Source organism: Plantactinospora sp. BC1 (assembly GCF_003030345.1).
Lineage (GTDB): Bacteria > Actinomycetota > Actinomycetes > Mycobacteriales > Micromonosporaceae > Plantactinospora.
Genome location: NZ_CP028158.1, coordinates 2,534,149 through 2,554,845, shown reverse-complemented (window position 1 = coordinate 2,554,845; position 20,697 = coordinate 2,534,149). Strand labels below are relative to the sequence as shown.

Here is a 20,697-nt window from a genome sequence, read left to right as displayed (position 1 = left end):
CGGCGACGTGGTCGGCGGACGGACTCACCGCTCCGACCGTCGCGAGGAGGCTGATGAATCCCAGTGCCGCGCCGAGGACGGCAGCGACGGCGAACGTGGCCAGCTTGGCCATGGCTCTACCTCCCCGGGTTCGCAAGTGCGCGGACCATACCACGATCTACGCCGATTGAGCAGTAGCGCCAGGAGAGCGAGAACCACGACCGCCGCGGCGAGCAGGTGCGCGGCGGCCACGGGCCAGCGTCCGGCGGCGGGCGGCGGCGGGACGGCAGCCGGGTTTTCCCACAGCTCGAGGTGCGGGCCGGTGTGCACCGGACGCAGGCCGGCGAGGGCCGTCGCGGGCCACTCGACGCCGGGTTCGCGCCGGATCAGCACCCACCGGATCCCCAGCCCGGCGAGCGGGCCGTCGGCGTCGAGAACGGCCCGGACCCGCGCCGCCCGGGGATTCTCGCCGTCGACCGTCACGTCGCCGACCCGCAGCGCGTCGTTCATCAGTACCGGCGCGTCCAGGTAGCGCGGCGCGGGGTCGCGGACCACGATGCCGCGGGCCCAGTCGTACCGCTGGTAGCCCTCGAACGGCAGCGAGAGCACCTCGCCGGGGGTGTCGGCGACCCGGGCCGCCACCGCGTCCCAGTCGGCCGGGTAGGTCACCGGCCGGAGCTGCCCGGCGGCACCGAAGGCCAGGTCGGGCAGGATTGCCACCGGCAGCAGCGCGGCCGCGACCAGCACGATCCGGCCCGCTGCGGCGTCGAGGCGGCGAGCCAGCCGGCCGGCCAGCACCTCGGCGCCGAGGGCCACTCCCACCGCCAGCAGGAGCGCGTACGGGATCAGGAACTTCTGGCCGTCGCGCAGCAGCCCGGCGCCGGGAACCGTGCCGACGAGCCGTTCCAGGATTGGCGCGCCGGGCCCGGTGCCCGCCGCGGCGAGCAGGAACGCGCCGGCCGCGAGCAGCCCCAGCCGGCCGGCCCCGCCCGGCCACCGCCGACGCAGTTCTCGCAACCCGAGCAGGGCCACCGCGAGCAGCACCAGGGTCGCGACCGGCACGAGCGGCGAGGCCCGGCTGACGGGAACCGTCTGCGCGTTCCAGATGCCGCCGGTGCCGGCCAGCGCGGTCCACGAGCCGCCCCAGTTCTCGGACCGCGCGGCGAACGCGGCGACGCCCTCCGGGTCAGACCGGCCGTCGGCGGCGCTCGTCGCGGCCGCGACGAGCCAGGGCGCGTTGAGCGCGGCGACAGCGCCGAGGGCGGCGGCGGTGGCCCGGCGCCAGCCCGGGAAACCACCGGGCAGCAGCACCGCCACGGTGCCCAGCGCGATCACGCCGCCGGTCGGGGTCACCGCGGCCGGCGCCGCCGCCAGCACCAGGCGGGCCAGCCCGCCGGGCCGACCGGTGCGTACGTCCCGAACCGCTGCGACCAGCCAGGGCAGGGCCGCGTACGCGAGCAGCAGGCCCCACTGCCCGAGCAGCAGCCGCTCGGCGAGGTACGGCGTCCAGGCGTAGGCGAACGCGCCGGCCACTCGGGTGAGCGTCCGCCCGGTCGGCATCAGCCGGGCCATCCCGAGCGCCGCCAGGTAGACGATCGCGACCAGCGCGACCCGCTGCACCAACCAGCCCGGCGCGACGAGGTTGGCGGCCGACACCAGCGCGTCCAGCGGCACGGCGCGCGGCAGGGCGTCGGCCGGCGCGACCATCTCCCAGCTCATCGGCTGGTGCGGTACGAAGACCATGTCGTAGCGCAGCACGTAGCCGGGCAGGGCCAGCGGGGCGAGTACCACGGCGGTGATCGCCGCCGCGACGGCGTGCGGCACGGCGCGCGAGATCAGCCGGCGGCGCACCGGCTACCCGACCGGCTGTGGCACCAGCGCGCCGATCTCGATCTCGTCGGTGCAGAACGTGGCCGCCGGGTCGGCCACCGTCAACTGCACGGCATTGCCGCCGCCCGACACGAGCAGGAACATCGCGTTGAGCCCGCGGTGTACCTCGAACGGCACCACCTCGCTGTCGCCGAGTTGGAACATGGCGGTGGTGTCCCGGTCGCTGAGGTAGGCGATCCGCACCGCCTGCCAGTAGTCGACGACCGTGCCGGCCAGGGGAATCCGCGCCGGCTGGCCACCCGTGACCTTGTAGCCGCAGCCGGGCGCCGGCCCGGGTGCCGCCTTGACCCCCTTGACCCAGGCCGGGCGGATGCGGCCGGATGCGTCGAAGACCCACAGCCTCCGGGCCTTGGTGACGAAGACCGGTTCTTCGTCGAGCGGCGCGAAGAATCGCGACTGAAGGTTCCACGGGTGGGCCAACCCGGGAACGACGATCTCGGGCACCGGCTGGTCCATGAACACGGTTCCGGGCTCGGCGGCGGCCAGGTCGGCGCGGGCCGTGTTGAGATAGTCGCGCCCGGCCTTGGACTGCCAGTCGGTGCCGAAGTCGACGCCGCTGTAGACGCTGCTGCCGACCAGCAGGACCAGGCCGACAGCGAGCGCGGTGGCGAATGCCTGCGGGTGCCTGCGGATGGGTGCCGGCTCGGTGGCCTCGGCCGGCTGCACGGCTCTGGCCGGCTGCACGGCTTCGGCCGGCTGCGTAGATTCGGCAGGCTGCACGGCTTCGGCAGGCTCCGTTCGGCGCAGGCCGCAGAGCGCCACGCCGACGCAGAGCGCGGCGACCAGCAGCACGTCGCCGAAGTACCGCGGCACCAGGCCGGCCACACCACTGAACCCGGACCCGAGCCGGGTGGCGCCGATCAGGCCGGCGCCCAGCGCGGAGTAGAGCAGCAGCAGGGTCCACGCCCGGACCGCCACCGCGCGGCGCAGCCACAGCGTGCATCCGACGAACGCCGCCACGACCACCCACGAGACCACCTGGGCGGTCGGGGTCAGGGCGACGACGGCGGGACCGTCCGAGGCGTCGAGCCAGGTCCATGGGCCGCCCACCAGGCCGGTGGGGAGGGACTGCCCGTAGAACTGCTGAAGGAACGTGCTCACCTCGGCCGCCGAGACCGGCTCGCGCAGCGTCGAGGTCGACATCGACAGGTACCCGGCCAGGTACACCACCGAGATCCCGCCGAGCACCAGCCAGGCGGGCCACCAGCGGCGAATCGTCGTCAGCACCGCCCGCAGCGGCCCGCCCGGTGCGTAGAGGCAGAGCGTCAACAGGAAGACCGCCGCGACCACCAGCAGTGCCTTCTCGAAGAAGAGCAGGGCGACGACGACCGAGGCGCCGAGCGTGACCAGGTGGCGGGGCCGGCCGGTACGGAGGTAACGCACCTGGGCGCCGATGGCCACGATCATGGCCAACTGCATCGGCAGCAGGTTGATCGCCACCGCCCACCACGCGCTGTCCTCCAGCGTCAGCGGGTTGAACACGAACAGGCAGAGCGGCAGCAGCATCGCCCAGCCCGCCGGGAGCAGGAGGCGCAGCAGTCGGTAGAAGGCGATGCTGACGGCCACCTGACCGATCACCATGAGCGTGGCGTACGGCCAGTACTCGTACTCGGTCAGCCGGTGGGTTGCCCAGGTGAGCAGCCGGGCGGCCGGCATGAAGTGGTTGTTGTAGAGCCCGAAGAGGTGCTCCGGACTCAGGCCACCGGCGTCGGCCTGACCGATGATCGGAAAGTCGTCGCTGGTGAGGTAGCCGCGCGTGGTGATCGAAGCCCGCCAGAGCACGCTCGCGGTGATCAGCACGACGGCGGCGAGGTGGACCGGGTCGACGGCCTTGGCAACGGTGGTCTTCGGCGCGGTCGCACCGCTCGACGCGGCCGTGCTGCCCGGCTCCGTCATCGGCTCGGCTCCGCCCGGCGAAACAGGACCATGTTGACGTAGCGGGGCCGTGGGTCGATGATCCGTCGGGCGAGACTCTGCGTCACCCGGCGGACCGCCGCCCGCTGGTGCCCGACCAGGTCGAAGTCGGCCAGCGGCACCCAGCGGTCGTCCGGCATGACGTACGGCTGGTAGCCCCATCCGTCGAGCAGCGCCAGCACCGGCTCGATCGGCTGGATCCGTTCCTCGAGTTCGATGAGCAGCAGCGGACCATCCCGGCGGATGGTGCGCTCGGCGCCGCGTAGCGCCGGCAACTCGTGGCCCTCGACGTCGAGCTTGACGAACCGCACGTCGGTCAGGCCGAGGCCGTCCACCGTGATCCGTTCGACCGTGACCGACGGGCCGTCGCCATGCTCCACGGACGAGGTGCCGATGCCGGGACCACCGGCGGGAACGAACAGCTCCGCCGTGCCGGACCGGTCGGAGGCGACCGCCTCGACGACCCGCACGTCCGGGTAGGCGGCGGCCACCGACCGGGCCAGTTCGGCGGCCGGCTCCACCGCCACGACCCGGTCGGCCAGCCGCCGCAGCCCCCGCGTCCACGGCCCGTACCAGGCGCCGACGTCCACGGCGGTGCCGCCGCGCGGCAGGTAAGAGGAGAGCCGGGCGAGTTCTGGTTCGACCCGGGGATAGGCGAGCCGAACGGTGGCGCCGACGGCGCGGGCCGGGAGCCTGCCGGCTAACCGCGAACTCAGTTCCGTGGACAGCGTGCTGGCCATGGTGTGGAACCTTAGACCCTTTCCTACGGGTGGGTAGACCCGAGGTTTCCTCACCAGTAACCTGCACTGACCAGCGGACGATTTCCGCGCCGGGCCGGCGGAAAGGTGCGGCGATGACAGAGGCGGACGGTGCGGCGGTCGACGTCTGCGTCGTGGGCGGCTGCGGGCGGGTCGGCCTGCCGCTCGGCATCGCGCTGGCCTCGCGCGGCCTGAGCGTCGTGCTGTACGACATCGACGCCGCCGCTGTCGACCGGGTCAACTCCGGTGCGCTGCCCTTCGCCGAGGCGGGCGCCGCGGAGCTGTTGACCGAGGCGCTGGCCGCCGGCCGGTTGCGCGCGAGCACCGCGGCGACGAGCGTCGGCCTGGCCGACACCCTGGTCGTGGTCGTCGGCACCCCGGTGGACGAACACCTCAACCCCGACCTCGGCGCGGTGCCCCGGGCTCTGGAACGCTGTATCGAGCACCTGCACGACGGGCAACTGGTGATCCTGCGCAGCACGGTCTACCCGGGCGTGACGGCGCTGACCGAGAAGCTGCTGGCGAGCCGGGGCCTCGCGGTCGACGTGGCGTTCTGTCCGGAGCGGATCGCCGAGGGCCGGGCGATGACCGAGCTCTTCACCCTGCCGCAGATCGTCGCCGCGCGGACGGCGAAGGCCAGAGAACGGGCCGAGCTGCTCTTCCGCCGGCTCACCGACTCGATCGTCGCGCTGGAGCCGGAGGAGGCCGAACTCGCGAAGCTGTTCACCAACACCTGGCGGTACGTCAAGTTCGCCACCGCCAACCAGTTCTGGATGATGGCCAACGACTTCGGGCTCGACTTCGCCCGCATCCGGCACGCGGTCGCGTTCGACTACCCCCGGGCGGCCGACCTGCCGATGCCCGGCTTCGCCGCCGGACCGTGCCTGCTCAAGGACACCATGCAGCTGGCGGCGTTCAACCGGAACAACTTCGTCCTCGGCCACTCCGCGATGCTGATCAACGAGGGCCTGCCGCTGTACCTGGTCTCCCGGCTGGAGGACCGGTTCGACCTCGCCACGATGACCGTCGGCATCCTGGGGATGGCGTTCAAGGGCGGCAGCGACGACACCCGCAGCAGCCTGGCCTACAAGCTGCGCAAGATTCTGACGCTCAAGGCGGCGCAGACCCTGTGCACCGACCCGTACGTGGTCGACGACCGGCTCCTCCCCCTCGACGAGGTGCTCCGGCGCGCCGACCTGCTGGTGATCGCCGCGCCGCACGGCGACTACGCCGACCTCGACACCGACAAGCCGCTCATTGACATGTGGGGCCTGACCGGGCAGGGCGTACTGGTGTGAAGCCCCAGGTCACGGTGGTCATCCCGGTCTACAACGAGGGCGCGGGCGTCGTCCGCTGCCTCGATCGCATCCTGCGCGAGGTGTTGCTGCCGGCCGAGGTGCTCATCGTGCACGACATGCCGGAGGACACCACCGTCCCGTACGCGCTGGAGGTCGCTCGCCGCGATCCGCGGGTCCGCCCGGTGCTCAACACCTACGGGTCCGGGCCGGCGAACGCGATCCGGTTCGGCATCGACGCGGCACGGGCGCCGGTCGCCGTGGTGACGATGGCCGACGGCTGCGACGATCCACGGCAGATCGACGAGCTGGCCCGGCTCGTCGACCGTGGGGTGGTGGTCGCCGCCGCGTCCCGTTACATGCCCGGTGGGCAGCAGGTCGGCGGGCCACGGCTCAAGCGGATGGCCTCCCGGTGGGCCGGGCGCAGCCTGTGGCTGCTGGCGCGGGTCGGCACCCGCGACGCGACCAACAGCTTCAAGGCGTACGACACCGACTTCGTCCGGGAGGTCGGCATCGAGGCCCGGACCGGGTTCGAGATCGGCATCGAGCTGACCGCGAAGGCGACCCGGCTGCGCCGCCCGGTCGCCGAGATCCCGACGATCTGGCTGGATCGGCAGCTCGGCGAGTCGCACTTCGACCTGGGGCGGTTCCTGCCCAGCTATCTGCGCTGGTACTTTTTCGCGTTCGGTCGGCGGCTGACCGCGCAGCAGCTCGCCGCGCGGTGGGAGGCGCGACGCCCAGCCTCCCCCGCGCCCACGCCCGCGCCCGCGCCAGACACCGCGACCGACGGCGTGGGCTCCGACGACGTGGTGACCGACGACGTGGCGCGGTAGAGGAGATACGGATGGCGACGGTGCTGGTCACCGGCTCGGCCGGCTTCATCGGCGGCTACCTGGTCGAGGAACTGCTCGGCCGCGGGCACGACGTGGTCGGGCTCGACAACCACTCGAAGTACGGTCCGGTGGCGCACAGCTACGACAACCATCCCCGCTTCCGGTTCGTCGAGGGCGACGCCCGCGACACCACGCTCCTCGCCGACCTGCTCGCCGGCTGCGACCACTTCGTCGCCGGCGCCGCCATGATCGGCGGAATCTCCTACTTCCACACGTACGCCTACGACCTCCTCGCCACCAACGAGCGGATCATGGCGGCGTCCTGTGACGCGGCGATCGCGGCGCACCGCGCCGGCCGGCTGCGCAAGGTCACCTATCTCTCGTCGTCGATGGTGTACGAGTCGACCGACCGTTGGCCCAGCCGGGAGGGCGACGAGCGGCAGGTCCCGCCGCCGCTGTCGTCGTACGGCTTTCAGAAGTTGGCGGTCGAGTACTACGCGAGGGCGGCCTGGGACCAGTACCGACTGCCGTACACGATCGTGCGGCCGTTCAACTGCGTCGGCGTCGGCGAGGGACGGGCGCTCGGCGAAGCGGAGGTGCTCTCCGGCAACGTCAAGCTGGCGATGTCGCACGTGGTCCCCGACCTGGTGCAGAAGGTCGTCAAGGGGCAGGACCCGCTGCGCATCCTCGGCAGCGGCGAGCAGGTGCGCCACTACACCTACGGCGGCGACCTGGCGCGCGGGATCGCGGTGGCGATGGAGCACGAGGCGGCGTACAACGAGGACTTCAACCTCTCGACCGCCGAGTCGACGACGGTGCTGGAGCTGGCCGAGCTGATCTGGCGCAAGATCAAGGGCCCGGACGTGCCGTTCCGGTACGTCAGCGACGAGCCGTTCGCGCACGACGTGCTCCGGCGGGTGCCGGACGTCGCCAAGGCCCGCGAGGTGCTCGGCTTCACCGCGACGACCGGCCTCGACGCCATGCTCGACGAGGTGATCCCGTGGGTGACCCGGGCCGTGCACGACGGCCGCCTCTAGAGCGGGCCGGACCCGCCGGCCCTGGCGCGGGGCCACCAAGCGACCCATCTCCCGGACAGTTGAGGCCATGACCGTGACGACCTCCGCCCCGCGGCGCGTCGGCGTGTCCGGGCTCGCGGTGGCGATGGCAGGTGCGCTGACCAGCGGCCTCGGCTATCTGGTACCCGTCCTGGGCGCCCGACATCTCGGCCCCGGCGACCTGGGCGCGCTGGCCACCGTCCTCGCGATCGCGGCGATCGCCGGCGTACCCGGAACGGGGCTGCAGATCGCGGTCGCGATCCACCGGGCCCGTACGCCGGGCGCGGCGAGCGGCCGGATCGGCTGGCTGACCGCGGCCGTCTGTGCCGGCGTCGTGCTGGTCCTCACGCCGGTGGCGAGTGCGCTGCTGGACCTTCCGCCGGTCGTGTCGCCGCTGCTCGCCGGCTACACCGGCGCCGTGGTGGTGGCCGGCAGGTGGCTGGGCGAGCTACAGGGCGACGAGCGCTTCCTGCGCCTGGCGGCCGGCATGGCGGTGTTGGCCGTCTGCCGGTACGGGGGCCTGGTCGCCGGCCTGCTGATCGGCGCCGGCCTGATCGGGTCGGTCCTGGCGGGTACGGCCGTCGCGCTGCTGATCCCGCCGATCCTGGCCCGACTGGCCCGGTCGCGGGCCGACGCGTCCGGCGGCACCGGCATCGCCACCCGGCAGGTCGTCACCGCCTGCTCGGCGACGCTCGCGATGCTCGTCGTCTCCTACGCCGACCTGCTCCTGGCCCGCCATCTGCTACCCGCGGACGCCTCGGGCGCCTACGCGGTCGGCACGGTCCTCACCAAGGGCGCGCTGTGGGCGCCGCAGGTGGTCACGGTGCTGGCGCTTCCACGCCTGGCGCGCGGCAACCGGCGGGCCCTCATGATCGCCCTCGGGCTGGTGACCGGCTGCGGCGCGTCGCTGGTGGGGGCGTCGGCGCTCGCCGGTGGGCTCGCGTTCCGCCTGGCGGGTGGCGCCGACTACGTCGACCTCGGCCGCTACGCGCCGGTCTTCGCCGCCACCGGCGGCCTCTACGCGCTGGTCTTCGTGCTGGTCAACGCCCAGGTGGCGGCGGGCGCCAGGTGGCCGTCGGCACCGCTGTGGGCGGCAGCGGTCGGCCTGCTCGTGGTCACCGAGTGGCTGGCGCCGCACACCTTCACCGCGATCCTGTGGTGCGCGGTCGGCACGGCCGCGGTGGCACTCGCGCTCACCGCAGCCGCAACCCGCCGGGGTCAGACGAGCCGGCGGATGTCGCCGTACGCCCGGTAGAAGCCGCCCCGCCCCGCCTCGCGCACCTCGCTGACCAGGTAGCGGGCCCTCGGCTCGCGAATGCCCTTGGGGAACTGCACCAGCCAGTCCCGGCGGTACCCGTCGGAGAGCACCCGGATCCGCAGCCGGCCGCCGTCCTCGACGCACTCCACCAGCACGCCGTCGCCCGGGTCGTGGGTGATCTCGACCGTGGTGGATGGCACCACCGTCGGCAGCCGGGGCGGCGCCTTCACGTCCAGCACGTCCGGCACACTGCCCTGCTCGGCCGCGCGGATCGCCGGCTCGCTGGCGTCGATGCAGGCCAGCGCGCCGGTGGTGGTGACGATGTAGAGCCGCTGCTCGTGGTATTGCATGGAGTAGGCCGAGCCGCATCCGGTGCCGAGCTTCCAGAGCCGGTTGCCGGCGGCGTCGAAGCAGTAGACCGAGGACGAGCTGTCCCCGGCGAAGACGTACTCGCCGCCGGGGGCGGTGGCGCAGGAGTAGATCGGGGCGTCGCACCGGTAGATCCGCTCCGACTGGCCCTGCTTGCTCAGCCGGGTCACCTGGTTGGCCACCGTACCGGCGTAGACCGCGCCCGGCTCCTGCCAGCCGAACAGCACCGCACTGGTCGGCCGGTGCCACTGCGGCTGCCCGGTACGCCAGTCGTAGCTGGTCACTCCCTTCGAGGCGCCGTGGTAGATGGCGTCCGCGTCACAGCGCACCATCCAGCCGGCCCGGCCGTGGCCCTGGCGACGCCAGATGAACTCGTCCTCGTGGTCGATCGCCGCGACCCCGCCGCCGGAGTCGGAGACCCCGAGCACACCGTCGTGGATGTCGAGCCAGTAGATGTCGATGTCCGGCGCGATCCGGTAGGCCAACCGGGGCACCTTGCCGGAGATGTCGTAGACGTTGCCGTCGTCGCAGCCGGCGTAGCGCCAGTCGTCGTCGGCGACGATGCACTTGACCCCGTCGGGCAGTCGGTACTGCTGCACCACCTCGGCGTCGTGGCTGAGCGTGGTGATCACGCCGTACTCGTTGCCGACCATGCAGCCCTGCCGGTCGACGAAGATGCCGAACGCCGGGGCGCCCGATTCGTAGCGCCAGAGCACCGGTGCCCGGCGGGCGGTGGAGCGGGTGCTGACGATCTGCCGCCGGGAGACCGCGCGCTTCTGCCGCACCCCGGGCACGGCCGGTGCGTAGCCCTTGCGCACCTTCTCGCCGATCTTCTTGGCCGCCTCCTTCCGTGCTCTGTCCACATTGGTGAAGACGTTCCGCTTCACCTGGCCCGAGTCACCGATCCGGCCGTAGCGAATGGTCAGCTCCGGGCCGTCGACGGTCACCTCGTAGAACTTGTGCGAGCCACCGTCCGCTTCGGACAGTTCGAGGTAGGTCGTTTCCTGTGCCATGGGGGTCTGCGCCTCCGGGGTGGGGGTGACAGCCGCCGGCAGGAACACCAGCGGTGGCGACGGACGAGACGGTAGCCGCCGGCACCGACAGAATCCGGCCACCGGTCCACGCGGGTCCGTCGATGTCGGCCTGCCCCGGACGCGAACCGTCCGAAGTGGAGTGCGGCACACTCAGGCGGAGACTCGATCGATGATCCGCGACAGGTTCGTTTTGGCGTCGTGGATGTTGAACTGGGCGGATTCGCTCGACACGTTCCCTCCTTGGCTAAGGGGTTAGCCCAGTGCACCCGACCAGCCAACGGATTCGGAATCCTCGCAGGCCCGATCTCGCTCACCATGGTCCCCGGTTGGGCGTGCGCCGGGACGAGGCGACGCACCAGCAGCGGGCGTGCCGGGTCTGCCACTGCCGCAGATCCTGCCGGATCCGTTCCGCCTCGGCGTGGGCGATCCGCTCCGCCCGCCGCAGGTTCTCCAGTTCGTCGGCGAGGCGGCGCAGGTAGGCGTACACCTCTTCGGGGTCGAGGCCGCGCCACCGCGAACGGAACGTGGTCGCGCGGACCTGGGACGGCTGGCTGCGCCGCCCGGCTCGATAGGTCATCGCGGCCCTCGGGCCGGCGCCGGCAGATGGATTCCTTGCACGTCGGTCCTCCGTCAGGGGTGCGAGGGGGCGGCGCCGAGGCGGACGGGGTCGGCCGCCGACCATCCGGACAGCCGGCGGCCGGAGCCCGGCATCCGCCCCGGGCCCTTTCCCACTCCCGGCCGCCGTGCCCCACAGCGTCCGAGAGAGGCTCTAGCTGGTCGCGCCGGTCAGCCGATCGGTGTACGTCGCCAGCGCGCCGGCCGCCTCGGTCAGGCTGGCCGTCATCGAGCCGAGCTGCTCGGCGGCCTGCGACCACTGCTCGGTCACCACGTCGGTGGAGTAGTCGGGGTCGCCCGCGTCCCGGAGCCGCTGCCCGGCGCCGCGCAGCCGGTCAGGCAGCCCGGCGATCCGCTCGGCCACCTCGGCGAACTTGGTCTGGGACACGGTCAGCATCCCGGCGACCTGCCCGATGCTGGTCACCTCGTCCCGGCCGAAACGTTCGTGTACCCGCCGGATCCCGCCGCCGAGCAGTTGCTCCGCGTGGTTGGCCAGGTCGAGGGCGTCCTCGGTGCAGCGGCGGGCCTGCCGCAGCTCCGGGTGCGCTGAGCCGGCCCCGGTCCGCTCCAGCAGCGCGGCTGCCGCCGCAACGGTCAGGTACGCCTCCCGCAGCTCACCCGCGACCTGCTCCGCCGCCCACGCCGCACTCGCCTCGGGGGTATCCACCGGTACGTGTGGTGGGGCCCCGGCCGCCGCCCGGGTCGCTTCTGGACTCGGCGTGGTGGGGCCTGGTTCCGCATCAGCACTGAACATCGAAAGCCTCCCGCTAGCCGATCAACCGACTCGAACCACCTTGACGCATGACTACAGTACTAGTCAAGAGCGCACAGCATGTTGACGTGCGACAAGTTGACGCATGCCTCTTGACGGGCGCCTACGGTCGCGTTCATGCGACTGATGGGCGCACACGAGATCCGGATGCGACTGGGTGGAATCAGCCGGCAACGCGTGTACGCCATCACGTCCCACCGGTCGTTCCCGGCGCCGATCGCCGAGTTGCAGCAGGGCAAGGTGTGGCGCGCCTCCGACGTCGAGAAGTGGATCGCCAAGCACCGCCCGGAACTGATCGGCGAGGGCGACGAGGAGCAGTGACGCGAGCCCCTGTCGCCAATCGCGCCGGTACGCCGCCCCGTCGAAATCCGTCGACCCGCCGACCGGCATACCGGGACACCACCGAAGCCGTCCACCGAAGCCGTCTCGGTACGATCGGGTCCCACACCCCTGGCCGGGAGGCGTAGACAGACATGGGCAACCCGGAACCGCCGCAGCCGCAGCAACCCAGTACGCCGCCGGGACCGCTGCCCCCGCAGCCCGGGTACGCACCGCCGCCGGTTCCGCAGCAGCCCGGATATCCGGCACCACCGCCACCCGCACAGCCCGGGTACGGGCCGCCGCAGCAACCCGGCTATGGACCCCCGCCGCAGCAGCCACAGCCCGGCTATGGACCACCGGCCACCGGTGCTCCCCCGGGTCACGGGATGCCGCCGGTCCCGCAGCAGGGCTACCCCGCACCCCAACCCGGGTACGGCGAGCCACCCGGCTACGGACAGCCGGGCTATCCGCACCAGGGCGGCCAGCCCGGGTATCCGTACCAGGACGGCCAGCCGGTGCCGCCCGCGAAGTCGGGTTCGCGTACCGGGCTGATCATCGGGATCGTGGCCGGTGGGGTGGCGTTGCTCCTGCTGCTCGTCTGCGGGGTGGCCGGCTTCCTCTGGTACCAGCAGCGCGACGACGCGAGCGCCGGGGACCTCTCCGGGGTGATCAACTATCGGCAGACGAACCCGGGTGCGCTCTCGACGGACCACGTCCAGGAGCCGGTGAGCTACCCGATGACCCCGCCGGCCGGTGGGCCGCACTTCCAGCGGTGGCAGAACTGCAACGGCGACATCTACCTAGCGCCGATCGAGGACGGCAACGCCGTGCACAGCCTGGAACACGGCGCGGTGTGGATCACGTACCGGCCCGGCCTGCCGCCGTCCGAGTTGGGCAAGCTGCAGGCTCGGGTACGCGGGCTGTCGCACATGATGATCAGCCCGTACCCGGGACAGTCGGCACCGATCTCGCTCCAGGCCTGGGGTTACCAGCTCGCCGTCGAGGAGGCGGACGACCCGGCGATCGGCGCCTTCATCTCGGCGTACCGGGTGACCGCCGCGATCGAGGCCGGCGCGCCCTGCGGCGGCGGGATCACCACCACCCGGTAGCGACCGAGCGGCTGACCGGCCGAGCGACCCGACCGGCCGACCGACCACGAACACTTTGCCCTTGCGCTAAGTGTTCTGGCGCGCAATACTTAGCCGCATGGCACAGTATTCGGCGGAGCTCGACGGCGTCTTCGTCGCCCTGGCCGACCCGACCCGGCGTGACGTCATCCGACGCCTCGGCCGTGGTGCGACGAGCGTCGGCGATCTCGCCCGCGAGTTCCCGATGACCCTTCCCTCGTTCATGAAGCACGTACGCACGCTTGAGGCGAACGGCCTGATCCGCACGGTCAAATCCGGTCGGGTACGCACCTGCGTGCTCAACCGCGACCGTCTCGCCCTCCTCGACGACTGGCTGGCCGAACAGCGCCGGATCTGGGAGGAGCGGACCGACCGCCTCGAACGGCTCGTCACCGACCCGGAGGAGAACGACCATGAACCCCGACCTTGACCTGACCCTGGAGCGGGTCATCCGCGCGCCCCGCGCCGTCGTCTGGCGGGCCTGGACCGATCCGTCCCGCTTCGCGAAGTGGTGGCTGCCGGCGCCGACCCTCTGTCGGGTCGACCGCCTGGAGGTCCGGCCCGGCGGCGGGCTGGTGACCCGGATGAGCGACGACGGGGTGGAGTTCGTCCCGCACATGGACGCGAGCTTCCTCGTCGTCGACGAACTGGAGCGGATCGTCTTCACGAACGCGATCGACAGCGGATGGCGACCGACGCACCCGGCTCCGGTCCCGATGACCGCCGAGATCACCCTGAGCGATCATCCAGACGGCACCGACTACCGGATTCTCCTCCGGCACGGCGATCCCGCCGCCCGCGCCCGGCACGAGGAACTCGGCTTCGCCGAGGGCTGGGGATCGGTGACCAAACAGCTCGCCGGGCTCACCGAGGCCGAGGCGGCCCGATGAGGATCGCTCTCACCGAGTTCGTCACCCTGGACGGGGTCAGCCAGGGACCGGGCTCGCCGACCGAGGACCCCACCGGCGGCTTCACCCGGGGCGGCTGGCTCGTACCGCACATGGACGGGTCGTTCGTCCGGCGTACCTCGCAGTGGCTGGACCTCGCCGACGGACTGCTGCTCGGGCGGCGGACCTACCAGGCGTTCGCCCGCGACTGGCCGCGGATCACCGACCCGGCCGACCCGTTCACCGTACGGATGAACTCGCTGCCGAAGTACGTCGTGACGAACACCCTCACCGAGGGAGACTGGCACCCGACGACGGTGCTCCGGGGCGACCCGGTCCAGACCGTCGGGGAACTCAGGACACGCCCCGGACGGGAACTCCAAATCCACGGCAGCGCCCGGCTCGGCAGCACCCTGCTGTCGGCCGGCCTGGTCGACACGCTCCGGCTCGTCATCGCCCCCACCGTCACCGGTGCCGGGCGGCGGCTGTTCGACCACCCGGGCGCGGCCGTCGGCTTCCGACTGGTCCACTCCGAGGTGACGGCGACCGGCCTCCTGCTGCTCGAGTACGAGGCGGTCGGCACCGCCCCGGTCGCGGATTACGAGGGCCTCGCCGCCTTCGTCTAGGCACCGCCCTGCACGACACGGCCGTCCCGGCGCTGACTCACTCGCCGTCCCGGCCGCTGACTCACTCGCCGTCCCGGCCGCTGACTCACTAACCGTCCCGGCCGCCTCCGGTCGCCGCCCGGCGCCGCCACCACGAACGCGCGGCCAGTCCGAGCAGTACCGCGGAGACGACCCCGGGACCACAGTGGACCAGCAGCACCCCGGCCAGGCTCGGCCCGCCCCAGTCCCGCTGGTAGGTCGCCGGATCGGTCATGTCGATCACGAACGGTTCGGCGACCGCGCGGACGATCAGATAGAGCCCGAGCAGGATTCCGAGCACGGCGAGAGCCTTCTTCATGCGCTCGACCATAGGAGGGGATCAGTGGAATGCGCGTCGCCCTGCGGTAGCAGCGCCGCGCTCGTACCTGGGTATGACCCGCCGGCCGCTCACCGCGAGCCGCCGTCGCCGCCCGGGTGTCGGGCGAGCCGGCGGGCGGCGTAGCCGAGGGCGCCGACGGCGAGCACGGCGAAGCCGGCCAGCACGCTGCCGACCGGCAGGGTGACCGCGAGCAGCAGGCAGCCGGCCAGCCCGAGACCGGCGAGAAACCGGACCGGAAGCCTGCGGCCCGGGTCCCTGCCCAGGGTCAGCGCGGCGGCATTGGTGATCGCGTAATAGACCAGCACGGTACAACTGGAGAAGCCGATCGCGTGCCGGACGTCGCCGAGCGCCACCACCAGCACCACCACCCCGGCGACGGCGAGTTCGGCCCGATGCGGCACCCGGTACGTCGGGTGCACGGCGGCCAGCGCACCCGGCAGGTCACGGCGGCGGGCCATCGCCAGCCCGGTCCGACCGACCCCGGCGACCAGCGCCAGCAACACGCCGAGCACCGCCACCGTCGCGCCGGCCCGGACCAGCCAGCCCAGCGCGGGGAGCCCGGCGGCGTCCACCACCTCGGCGAGCGGTGCGGCCGAGTGCGCCAGCCGGGCCGGCCCGAGCACCGAGAGCGCGACCACGGCCAGCCCCAGATAGATCACCAGCACCATCCCGAGCGCGACCGGTACCGCCCGGGGGATGGTCCGCTCCGGGTCACGTACCTCCTCGCCGAGGGTGGCGATCCGGGCGTATCCCGCGAAGGCGAAGAAGAGCAGCCCGGCGGCGGTGAGTACGCCGGCCCCGGCCGGCCCGCCGACGGCGTCACCGAGCCGTACCGGCCGGAACTCTCCGCCGAGAAGTCCCACCAGCGCCACCAGGGCCAGTACGCCGAGCGTCACCGCCACCAGCCACCGGGTGACCCGGGCCGTCTTCTGCACGCCGCGCAGGTTCACCCCGGTCACCGCCAGCACGGCGGCCACCGCGACCAGCCGGGCGTGCCCCGGCCACAGGTACGCCCCGATGGTCAGCGCCATCGCCGCGCAGCTCGCGGTCTTGCCCACCACGAAGCCCCAGCCGGCGAGAAACCCGGCGAACGGGCCGAGCCGCTCCCGGCCGTAGACGTAGGTGCCGCCGGACTCCGGATAGCGGGCGGCGAGCCGGGCCGAACTGGTGGCGTTGCAGTAGGCGACCAGGCCGGCGACGGCCAGCGCGCCGAGCAGGCCGAAGCCGCTGCCGGCGGCGGCGGTCGCCGGGGCGAAGACCACGAAGACCCCGGCCCCGAGCATCGACCCCAGGCCGATGACCACCGCGTCGGGTACGCCGAGCCGGCGCTCCAGTTCCTGCACGACGCCGAATCTAGAGGTCGTCGGTGAACACTCCGCGTCGGTGCACCCCGCCCGGCAGGGACGGCAGCGGTACGTCGTCCCACGGCACCCGGTCGAGCAGCCGGCCGAGGAAGAGTCCGAGCAGCAGCCCGGCGACCGAGTCGGTGATCCAGTGCCAGCCGAGGTAGGTGGTGGTGCAGAAGACGATGACCGGGGGCGCCAGCCGGATCACGGCGTACAGGCCGGGCGGGGCGTCCGGCCGGCCGAGGGTACGCAGCAGCGCGGCGAGCAGCAGCGCGATCGCCGCGTACCAGACGACGGCGTTCGCCACGTGTCCGGACGGGTACGCCGTGCCGCCCGCCGGGTCGCTGAACAGCTCCTCCGGGTGCGCCAGCTCGAAGTTGTGCGGATAGCCCCGGTCCAGCCACAGCTTCATCGGGCCGATGGTGAACGAGGTCAGCACGAACGCGCCGATCGGCACCAGCAGCGGCCGGACCGACCGGGTGCGCCAGCCGACCAGCACCGCCAGGCCGAACGCGATCGGCATCAGGAACCAGCCGCCCTGGCCCAGCGAGTTGAAGACCCGGGCCACCCAGTACGCCGGTCCGGGCCGGTGCGCGTCGACCCAGTCCCGTACCGCCAGGTCGATTCCGAGCAGCGCACCGGCGGCGAGCGCGGCGGTCAACGCGACCACCGCCGCGACCAGTACGCCGTCGAGCCACCAGCCGGCCGGACGGACGGGGCGCAGCCGCAGCGGTCGGCGTACCGTCGTGGTCTCCCGCATTCCGACCACGCTACCGGGCCGGCCGGGCGGAGCCGGCACAGGACGGCGGCCGTGCTCGGGCGGGTCGGCGATGTGTGCCCGCACACGTGAGGCGGCGCGGCGCGGCCCGGAGCGGCATGCTTGTTGCCGTGCGGATCACCTCGGCCCTCGTCGACCCGGCGCTGCTCGACCTTCCCTGGTCGACTCCGCTGGAGGAGTGGCCCGCCGACCAGTTGGTGGCGCTACCCCAGGGAATCTCCCGGCATATCGTGCGGTTCGTCCGCCTCGCCGGCACCGTCTACGCGGTCAAGGAGACCGGCGAACGGGTGGCCGAGCGGGAGTACGACCTGCTCCGCGCGTTGGAGCGGATCGATTTCCCCTCCGTGGAGGCGGTCGCGATCGTAGCCGACCGGCACGACGAGCGGGGCGAGCCGCTCGACCCGGTGCTGATCACCCGGCACCTCCAGTTCTCCCTGCCCTACCGGGCGCTCTTCTCGCACACGCTGCGCCCCGAGACGCTGAACCGGCTGCTCGACGCGCTGGCCGCGCTGATCGTCCGGATGCACCTGACCGGCTTCTTCTGGGGCGACTGCTCGCTCTCCAACACCCTCTTCCGGCGGGACGCCGGCGCCTTCGCCGCCTATCTGGTCGACGCCGAGACCGGGGCGCTGCACACCCGGCTCTCCAACGGGCAGCGGGAGGAGGACCTGGAGATCGCCCGGGTCAACATCTTCGGCGAGGCGCTGGACCTGGAGGCCGCCGGGCTGCTGCACCCCTCGATCGACCCGGAGGTGGTCTGCGAGGAGGTGGTGCTGCGCTACCAGCGGCTGTGGCACGAGATCACCTACGAGCAGCAGATCGAGCGGGAGGCCCGGCACGACATCGAGGGCCGGATTCGCCGGCTCAACGAGCTCGGCTTCGACGTCGCCGAGGTGGCGATGTCCGTGGTGGACGGCGGGCGCTACCTGGTCCGGCCCAAGGTGGTCGACGCCGGCTACCACAGCCGCCGACTGCTCCGGCTGACCGGACTGGACGCCGAGGAGAACCAGGCCCGGCGGCTCCTCAACGACCTGGACACCTACCGGGCGGAGAGCGACCTCACCGACGAGCAGCAGGCCGCGCACCGCTGGTTGACCGAGGTCTTCGAGCCGGTGGTCCGGGCCGTGCCGGCGCACCTGCGCAAGAAGCTCGAACCGGCCGAACTCTTCGCACAGGTCATCGAACACCGCTGGCGGCTCTCCGAGCGGGCCGGCCGGGACGTCGGGCTGGCCCCGGCCGTGCAGTCGTTCCTCGCCGACGAACTGGTGCACCGCCCCGACGAGCAGGCCGTACTCGGCATCGAGGTCGGCTGACCGCCAGGATCGCAGCCGGGCCACCGACCGTCGGAGTCGTAGCGGGCTCAGTGCGGGGGATCGGGCCGGCGGGCCGGCGGCGGGACCGGCTGGCTCCGCCGCGCCGTCCGGCCCGGCTGGCTCCGGGTACCCGCCCGGCCCGGCTGGCCGGACTGCTCACCGGTGCGGTCCCGGGCCGTCGACCGGCCGGCCTGCCGGGGTACGGTCCGCCGGCTGGGCCGGCTCGGATCCGACGACGACCGGCCCGCCGGTTCGGATCGAGGCGTCGCCCCCGCTCCCGACTCCGGTGGCGGCGGAAGCGGGGTACTCGCCTCCCTGAGCAGCCGGTTCAACCCGGCCCGCCGGACCACCACGGTCAACACGTCCCCGGGCCGGAGTTGGTGCCCCGGCGGCGGCGCCCACTCGGCGCGCCGCTGGCCGGCGCCGGTCAGCGCGAGCACCCGGACCCACTCCGCCTGGCTGACCACCCGCAGTTCCTGCCCGGCCAGTGCCGCGCCGGAGGCGATCGGCACCTCCGCGACCAGCAGGGCGTGCCGGGCCACCGGGATGGTCGCGATCACCGCCCGGTTGAGCAGGGCCGCCGAGAACGACGGCGCGGCCAGGTAGGAAACGCTGCGGGACACGCCGATCCGGAACGTCTTCTGGATTCGCTGCGCGAAGTCGCCGTCGAAGAGCCGCAGCACCACCCGCAGGTCGGCGCGGAGCGCCCGGGCGTTCAGCGCCGCCTGGAGGTTGGTCACGTCGTCGGTGGAGACCACCACCAGGGCCTGGGCGGTGCCGACCGAGGCGTTGTCCAGGGTCTCCTCCCGGGCGGCGTCGCCGACGATCAGCGGGATGTTCAGCCGCCGGGCGACCGCCGCACCCCGGGCCTCCGGATCCTTGTCGATGGCGACCACCTCGACGCCGAGGTCGTGCAGCTGCCACATCACCCGGGTACCGACGTTGCCGAGCCCGACCACCACCACGTGCCCGCTGCGCTCGCTCGGCAGCAGCCCGGCGTCCAGCGCCAGCCGGGCCTTGACGATCCCGTCCACCACGGCGGCGGTGATCAGCGGGATCAGCGCCAGCCCGGCCAGGTTCAGCACCACCTGGAGGACCTGGGCCGCCGCGCCCTTGGTGGTGTCCGGGTCGGCACCGACGATCGTGGTCACCATGGTCAGGTAGATCGCGTCCCCGATGCTGGTGTGCTCGGCGAAGGAGAGCAGGAAGCCGAGCACCACCGCCACGACCAGCACCGCGATGGTGGCCATCCCGATCTTGCGGGTGGCGAACGAGCGTACCGCCCGGAGCAGCACCGAGATCCGCCGCCGCCGCCACCGCTGGGTGCGCAGCAGCCGCCGCCGGGTGGCCTGCTCGGTGCCGACCTGCCCGCCCTGGCCGACCGCCTCGGCGAGGACCAGGTCGGCGTCGGCCGGATCGCCGGGCAGCACCACCGGATGGTTCGGGTCCCGGGTGTCGGCCAGCCCGCAGACCACCTGTTCCGGCCGGACCTCGGCCCGGGGCGCGACGAAGAGGGTACGACCGCCGTGCCGGAAGTACGAGGGTGCGACCTCGCCGAGCGCCGCCGCGACGAACGCGGGCGCGGCCATCGAGGCGTCGGAGAGTACGGCGCTGTTCGGGAAGAGCTGCCGGATCCCGTGCCCGAGGCTCATGTTGAACATCCGCAGCACCACCCGGAGGTCCGGCTCGACCTCCTGGGCGCAGAGCGCCGCGTGGATGTTGCCCACGTCGTCCTGGTGCAGCAGGGCCAGACCGGTCGCCCCGACCAGCCCGGCCGTCTTGAAGGTCTCCTCGTCGAGCCGGTCCGACTGGATCACCCGGACGCCCCGGATCGAGCGGATGTCCGGCCCGTCCGGCCGGCGGCGGTACGGCACGATCACGGTCACCCGTACGCCGCTGCCCTGCGGGTCGTTGCCGAGCAGCTCGGTGACGAGGTGGACGGCGAGGGCGTCCTGGCCACAGACCACGTAGTGCGGCCGGTGATCTCCGTTGGTGCGCAGGCCGTCCCGCAGTCGGGTCTCGAACGCGCGCCGGGCCCGGGTCCGCCAGAGATCCGCCATGCCCGGATGGTAGTCACTGTGATCAGTACGCGGGAGCCGTCCGGGAAGCGGACGAGACAGTACAATCACCCAGCGTGTCGATGAATGGAACGCGCGGTGACGGGTAGTG

20 protein-coding genes are annotated in these 20,697 nt (G+C 72.7%); 10 read left to right on the top strand and 10 right to left on the bottom strand.

The features are described 5' to 3' along the window. Positions 1-24: 24 nt before the first annotated feature. The 3 genes from C6361_RS10810 to C6361_RS10800 are packed head-to-tail and all read right to left on the bottom strand — an operon-like array spanning position 25 to position 4,523. Positions 25-1,830, bottom strand: coding sequence for a hypothetical protein (locus tag C6361_RS10810; protein ID WP_234359441.1), 1,806 nt, complete (start codon positions 1,828-1,830; stop codon positions 25-27). Positions 1,831-1,833: 3 nt separating this feature from the next. Then, complete coding sequence (locus C6361_RS10805) at positions 1,834-3,765, bottom strand: hypothetical protein (RefSeq protein WP_107267651.1); 1,932 nt, start codon at positions 3,763-3,765, stop codon at positions 1,834-1,836. Then, positions 3,762-4,523, bottom strand: a complete 762-nt coding sequence (locus C6361_RS10800) for an FkbM family methyltransferase (protein ID WP_107267650.1) — start codon at positions 4,521-4,523, stop codon at positions 3,762-3,764. The genes C6361_RS10805 and C6361_RS10800 overlap by 4 nt, the downstream gene beginning before the upstream one ends. Positions 4,524-4,636: 113 nt before the next feature. Between C6361_RS10800 and C6361_RS10795 the strand changes: the two genes are divergently transcribed. The 4 genes from C6361_RS10795 to C6361_RS10780 all read left to right on the top strand — a co-directional run bounded on the left by C6361_RS10795 (position 4,637) and on the right by C6361_RS10780 (position 8,979). Next, entirely contained in the window at positions 4,637-5,839 is a 1,203-nt protein-coding gene (locus C6361_RS10795) for a nucleotide sugar dehydrogenase (RefSeq protein ID WP_107267649.1), read from the top strand. Further along, positions 5,836-6,669, top strand: a complete 834-nt coding sequence (locus C6361_RS10790; RefSeq protein WP_107267648.1) for a glycosyltransferase family 2 protein — start codon at positions 5,836-5,838, stop codon at positions 6,667-6,669. The genes C6361_RS10795 and C6361_RS10790 overlap by 4 nt, the downstream gene beginning before the upstream one ends. 11 nt (positions 6,670-6,680) lie before the next feature. Continuing rightward, positions 6,681-7,706: an NAD(P)-dependent oxidoreductase gene (locus C6361_RS10785; protein ID WP_107267647.1), complete on the top strand. Its 1,026-nt coding sequence runs from the start codon at positions 6,681-6,683 to the stop codon at positions 7,704-7,706. Between the two features lie 67 nt (positions 7,707-7,773). Further along, positions 7,774-8,979 (top strand): lipopolysaccharide biosynthesis protein, encoded by a 1,206-nt coding sequence (locus tag C6361_RS10780; RefSeq protein ID WP_107267646.1) that lies wholly within the window; start codon positions 7,774-7,776, stop codon positions 8,977-8,979. Here C6361_RS10780 and C6361_RS10775 read toward each other — a convergent pair. The 3 genes from C6361_RS10775 to C6361_RS10760 all read right to left on the bottom strand — a co-directional run bounded on the left by C6361_RS10775 (position 8,943) and on the right by C6361_RS10760 (position 11,667). Continuing rightward, positions 8,943-10,364: a WGR domain-containing protein gene (locus C6361_RS10775; protein ID WP_107257490.1), complete on the bottom strand. Its 1,422-nt coding sequence runs from the start codon at positions 10,362-10,364 to the stop codon at positions 8,943-8,945. The two genes, C6361_RS10780 and C6361_RS10775, sit on opposite strands and share 37 nt — an antisense overlap. A gap of 331 nt (positions 10,365-10,695) precedes the next feature. Then, positions 10,696-10,962 (bottom strand): DivIVA domain-containing protein, encoded by a 267-nt coding sequence (locus tag C6361_RS10765; RefSeq protein ID WP_234359440.1) that lies wholly within the window; start codon positions 10,960-10,962, stop codon positions 10,696-10,698. A gap of 192 nt (positions 10,963-11,154) precedes the next feature. Beyond that, positions 11,155-11,667 carry a hypothetical protein gene (locus C6361_RS10760; RefSeq protein WP_107267644.1) on the bottom strand — a complete coding sequence of 171 codons (513 nt, stop codon included), beginning with the start codon at positions 11,665-11,667 and terminating at the stop codon, positions 11,155-11,157. Positions 11,668-11,889: 222 nt separating this feature from the next. Between C6361_RS10760 and C6361_RS10755 the strand changes: the two genes are divergently transcribed. The 5 genes from C6361_RS10755 to C6361_RS10735 all read left to right on the top strand — a co-directional run bounded on the left by C6361_RS10755 (position 11,890) and on the right by C6361_RS10735 (position 14,733). After that, entirely contained in the window at positions 11,890-12,093 is a 204-nt protein-coding gene (locus tag C6361_RS10755) for an AlpA family transcriptional regulator (RefSeq protein WP_159079282.1), read from the top strand. Positions 12,094-12,479: 386 nt separating this feature from the next. Continuing rightward, positions 12,480-13,202, top strand: a complete 723-nt coding sequence (locus C6361_RS10750) for a DUF3105 domain-containing protein (RefSeq protein WP_107267642.1) — start codon at positions 12,480-12,482, stop codon at positions 13,200-13,202. A gap of 97 nt (positions 13,203-13,299) precedes the next feature. Further along, positions 13,300-13,650: a helix-turn-helix transcriptional regulator gene (locus C6361_RS10745; RefSeq protein ID WP_107257479.1), complete on the top strand. Its 351-nt coding sequence runs from the start codon at positions 13,300-13,302 to the stop codon at positions 13,648-13,650. Then, on the top strand, positions 13,634-14,110 hold the full coding sequence (locus tag C6361_RS10740) for an SRPBCC domain-containing protein (RefSeq protein WP_107267641.1): 477 nt from the start codon (positions 13,634-13,636) through the stop codon (positions 14,108-14,110). The genes C6361_RS10745 and C6361_RS10740 overlap by 17 nt, the downstream gene beginning before the upstream one ends. Further along, positions 14,107-14,733: a dihydrofolate reductase family protein gene (locus C6361_RS10735; protein WP_107267640.1), complete on the top strand. Its 627-nt coding sequence runs from the start codon at positions 14,107-14,109 to the stop codon at positions 14,731-14,733. The genes C6361_RS10740 and C6361_RS10735 overlap by 4 nt, the downstream gene beginning before the upstream one ends. Positions 14,734-14,821: 88 nt before the next feature. Here C6361_RS10735 and C6361_RS10730 read toward each other — a convergent pair whose 3' ends face one another. From C6361_RS10730 to C6361_RS10720, 3 genes are all read right to left on the bottom strand, one after another. Beyond that, complete coding sequence (locus C6361_RS10730; protein WP_107270879.1) at positions 14,822-15,070, bottom strand: hypothetical protein; 249 nt, start codon at positions 15,068-15,070, stop codon at positions 14,822-14,824. A gap of 89 nt (positions 15,071-15,159) precedes the next feature. Then, positions 15,160-16,434, bottom strand: coding sequence for an APC family permease (locus C6361_RS10725; RefSeq protein ID WP_107267639.1), 1,275 nt, complete (start codon positions 16,432-16,434; stop codon positions 15,160-15,162). Positions 16,435-16,444: 10 nt separating this feature from the next. Beyond that, positions 16,445-17,197 (bottom strand): phosphatase PAP2 family protein, encoded by a 753-nt coding sequence (locus tag C6361_RS10720; protein ID WP_107267638.1) that lies wholly within the window; start codon positions 17,195-17,197, stop codon positions 16,445-16,447. A 74-nt stretch (positions 17,198-17,271) separates the two neighbouring features. Here C6361_RS10720 and C6361_RS10715 point away from each other — a divergent pair, with 74 nt between their 5' ends. Then, a complete protein-coding gene (locus tag C6361_RS10715; protein WP_369931376.1) occupies positions 17,272-18,528 on the top strand; it encodes a DUF4032 domain-containing protein in 1,257 nt (418 codons plus the stop codon). A 47-nt stretch (positions 18,529-18,575) separates the two neighbouring features. Here C6361_RS10715 and C6361_RS10710 read toward each other — a convergent pair whose 3' ends face one another. Continuing rightward, positions 18,576-20,588: a TrkA family potassium uptake protein gene (locus C6361_RS10710; protein WP_107267637.1), complete on the bottom strand. Its 2,013-nt coding sequence runs from the start codon at positions 20,586-20,588 to the stop codon at positions 18,576-18,578. Between the last annotated feature and the right edge of the window lie 109 nt (positions 20,589-20,697).

What these genes read in the sequence shown, in the direction of transcription:
- C6361_RS10745 (WP_107257479.1), top strand. Translation starts at nt 13,300, where the DNA reads ATGGCACAGTATTCGGCGGAGCTCGACGGCGTCTTCGTCGCCCTGGCC.
- C6361_RS10710 (WP_107267637.1), bottom strand. Translation starts at nt 20,588, where the DNA reads ATGGCGGATCTCTGGCGGACCCGGGCCCGGCGCGCGTTCGAGACCCGA.
- C6361_RS10805 (WP_107267651.1), bottom strand. Translation starts at nt 3,765, where the DNA reads ATGACGGAGCCGGGCAGCACGGCCGCGTCGAGCGGTGCGACCGCGCCG.
- C6361_RS10785 (WP_107267647.1), top strand. Translation starts at nt 6,681, where the DNA reads ATGGCGACGGTGCTGGTCACCGGCTCGGCCGGCTTCATCGGCGGCTAC.
- C6361_RS10730 (WP_107270879.1), bottom strand. Translation starts at nt 15,070, where the DNA reads ATGAAGAAGGCTCTCGCCGTGCTCGGAATCCTGCTCGGGCTCTATCTG.
- C6361_RS10720 (WP_107267638.1), bottom strand. Translation starts at nt 17,197, where the DNA reads ATGCGGGAGACCACGACGGTACGCCGACCGCTGCGGCTGCGCCCCGTC.
- C6361_RS10780 (WP_107267646.1), top strand. Translation starts at nt 7,774, where the DNA reads ATGACCGTGACGACCTCCGCCCCGCGGCGCGTCGGCGTGTCCGGGCTC.
- C6361_RS10800 (WP_107267650.1), bottom strand. Translation starts at nt 4,523, where the DNA reads ATGGCCAGCACGCTGTCCACGGAACTGAGTTCGCGGTTAGCCGGCAGG.
- C6361_RS10795 (WP_107267649.1), top strand. Translation starts at nt 4,637, where the DNA reads ATGACAGAGGCGGACGGTGCGGCGGTCGACGTCTGCGTCGTGGGCGGC.
- C6361_RS10740 (WP_107267641.1), top strand. Translation starts at nt 13,634, where the DNA reads ATGAACCCCGACCTTGACCTGACCCTGGAGCGGGTCATCCGCGCGCCC.
- C6361_RS10735 (WP_107267640.1), top strand. Translation starts at nt 14,107, where the DNA reads ATGAGGATCGCTCTCACCGAGTTCGTCACCCTGGACGGGGTCAGCCAG.
- C6361_RS10755 (WP_159079282.1), top strand. Translation starts at nt 11,890, where the DNA reads ATGCGACTGATGGGCGCACACGAGATCCGGATGCGACTGGGTGGAATC.
- C6361_RS10775 (WP_107257490.1), bottom strand. Translation starts at nt 10,364, where the DNA reads ATGGCACAGGAAACGACCTACCTCGAACTGTCCGAAGCGGACGGTGGC.
- C6361_RS10765 (WP_234359440.1), bottom strand. Translation starts at nt 10,962, where the DNA reads ATGACCTATCGAGCCGGGCGGCGCAGCCAGCCGTCCCAGGTCCGCGCG.
- C6361_RS10750 (WP_107267642.1), top strand. Translation starts at nt 12,480, where the DNA reads ATGCCGCCGGTCCCGCAGCAGGGCTACCCCGCACCCCAACCCGGGTAC.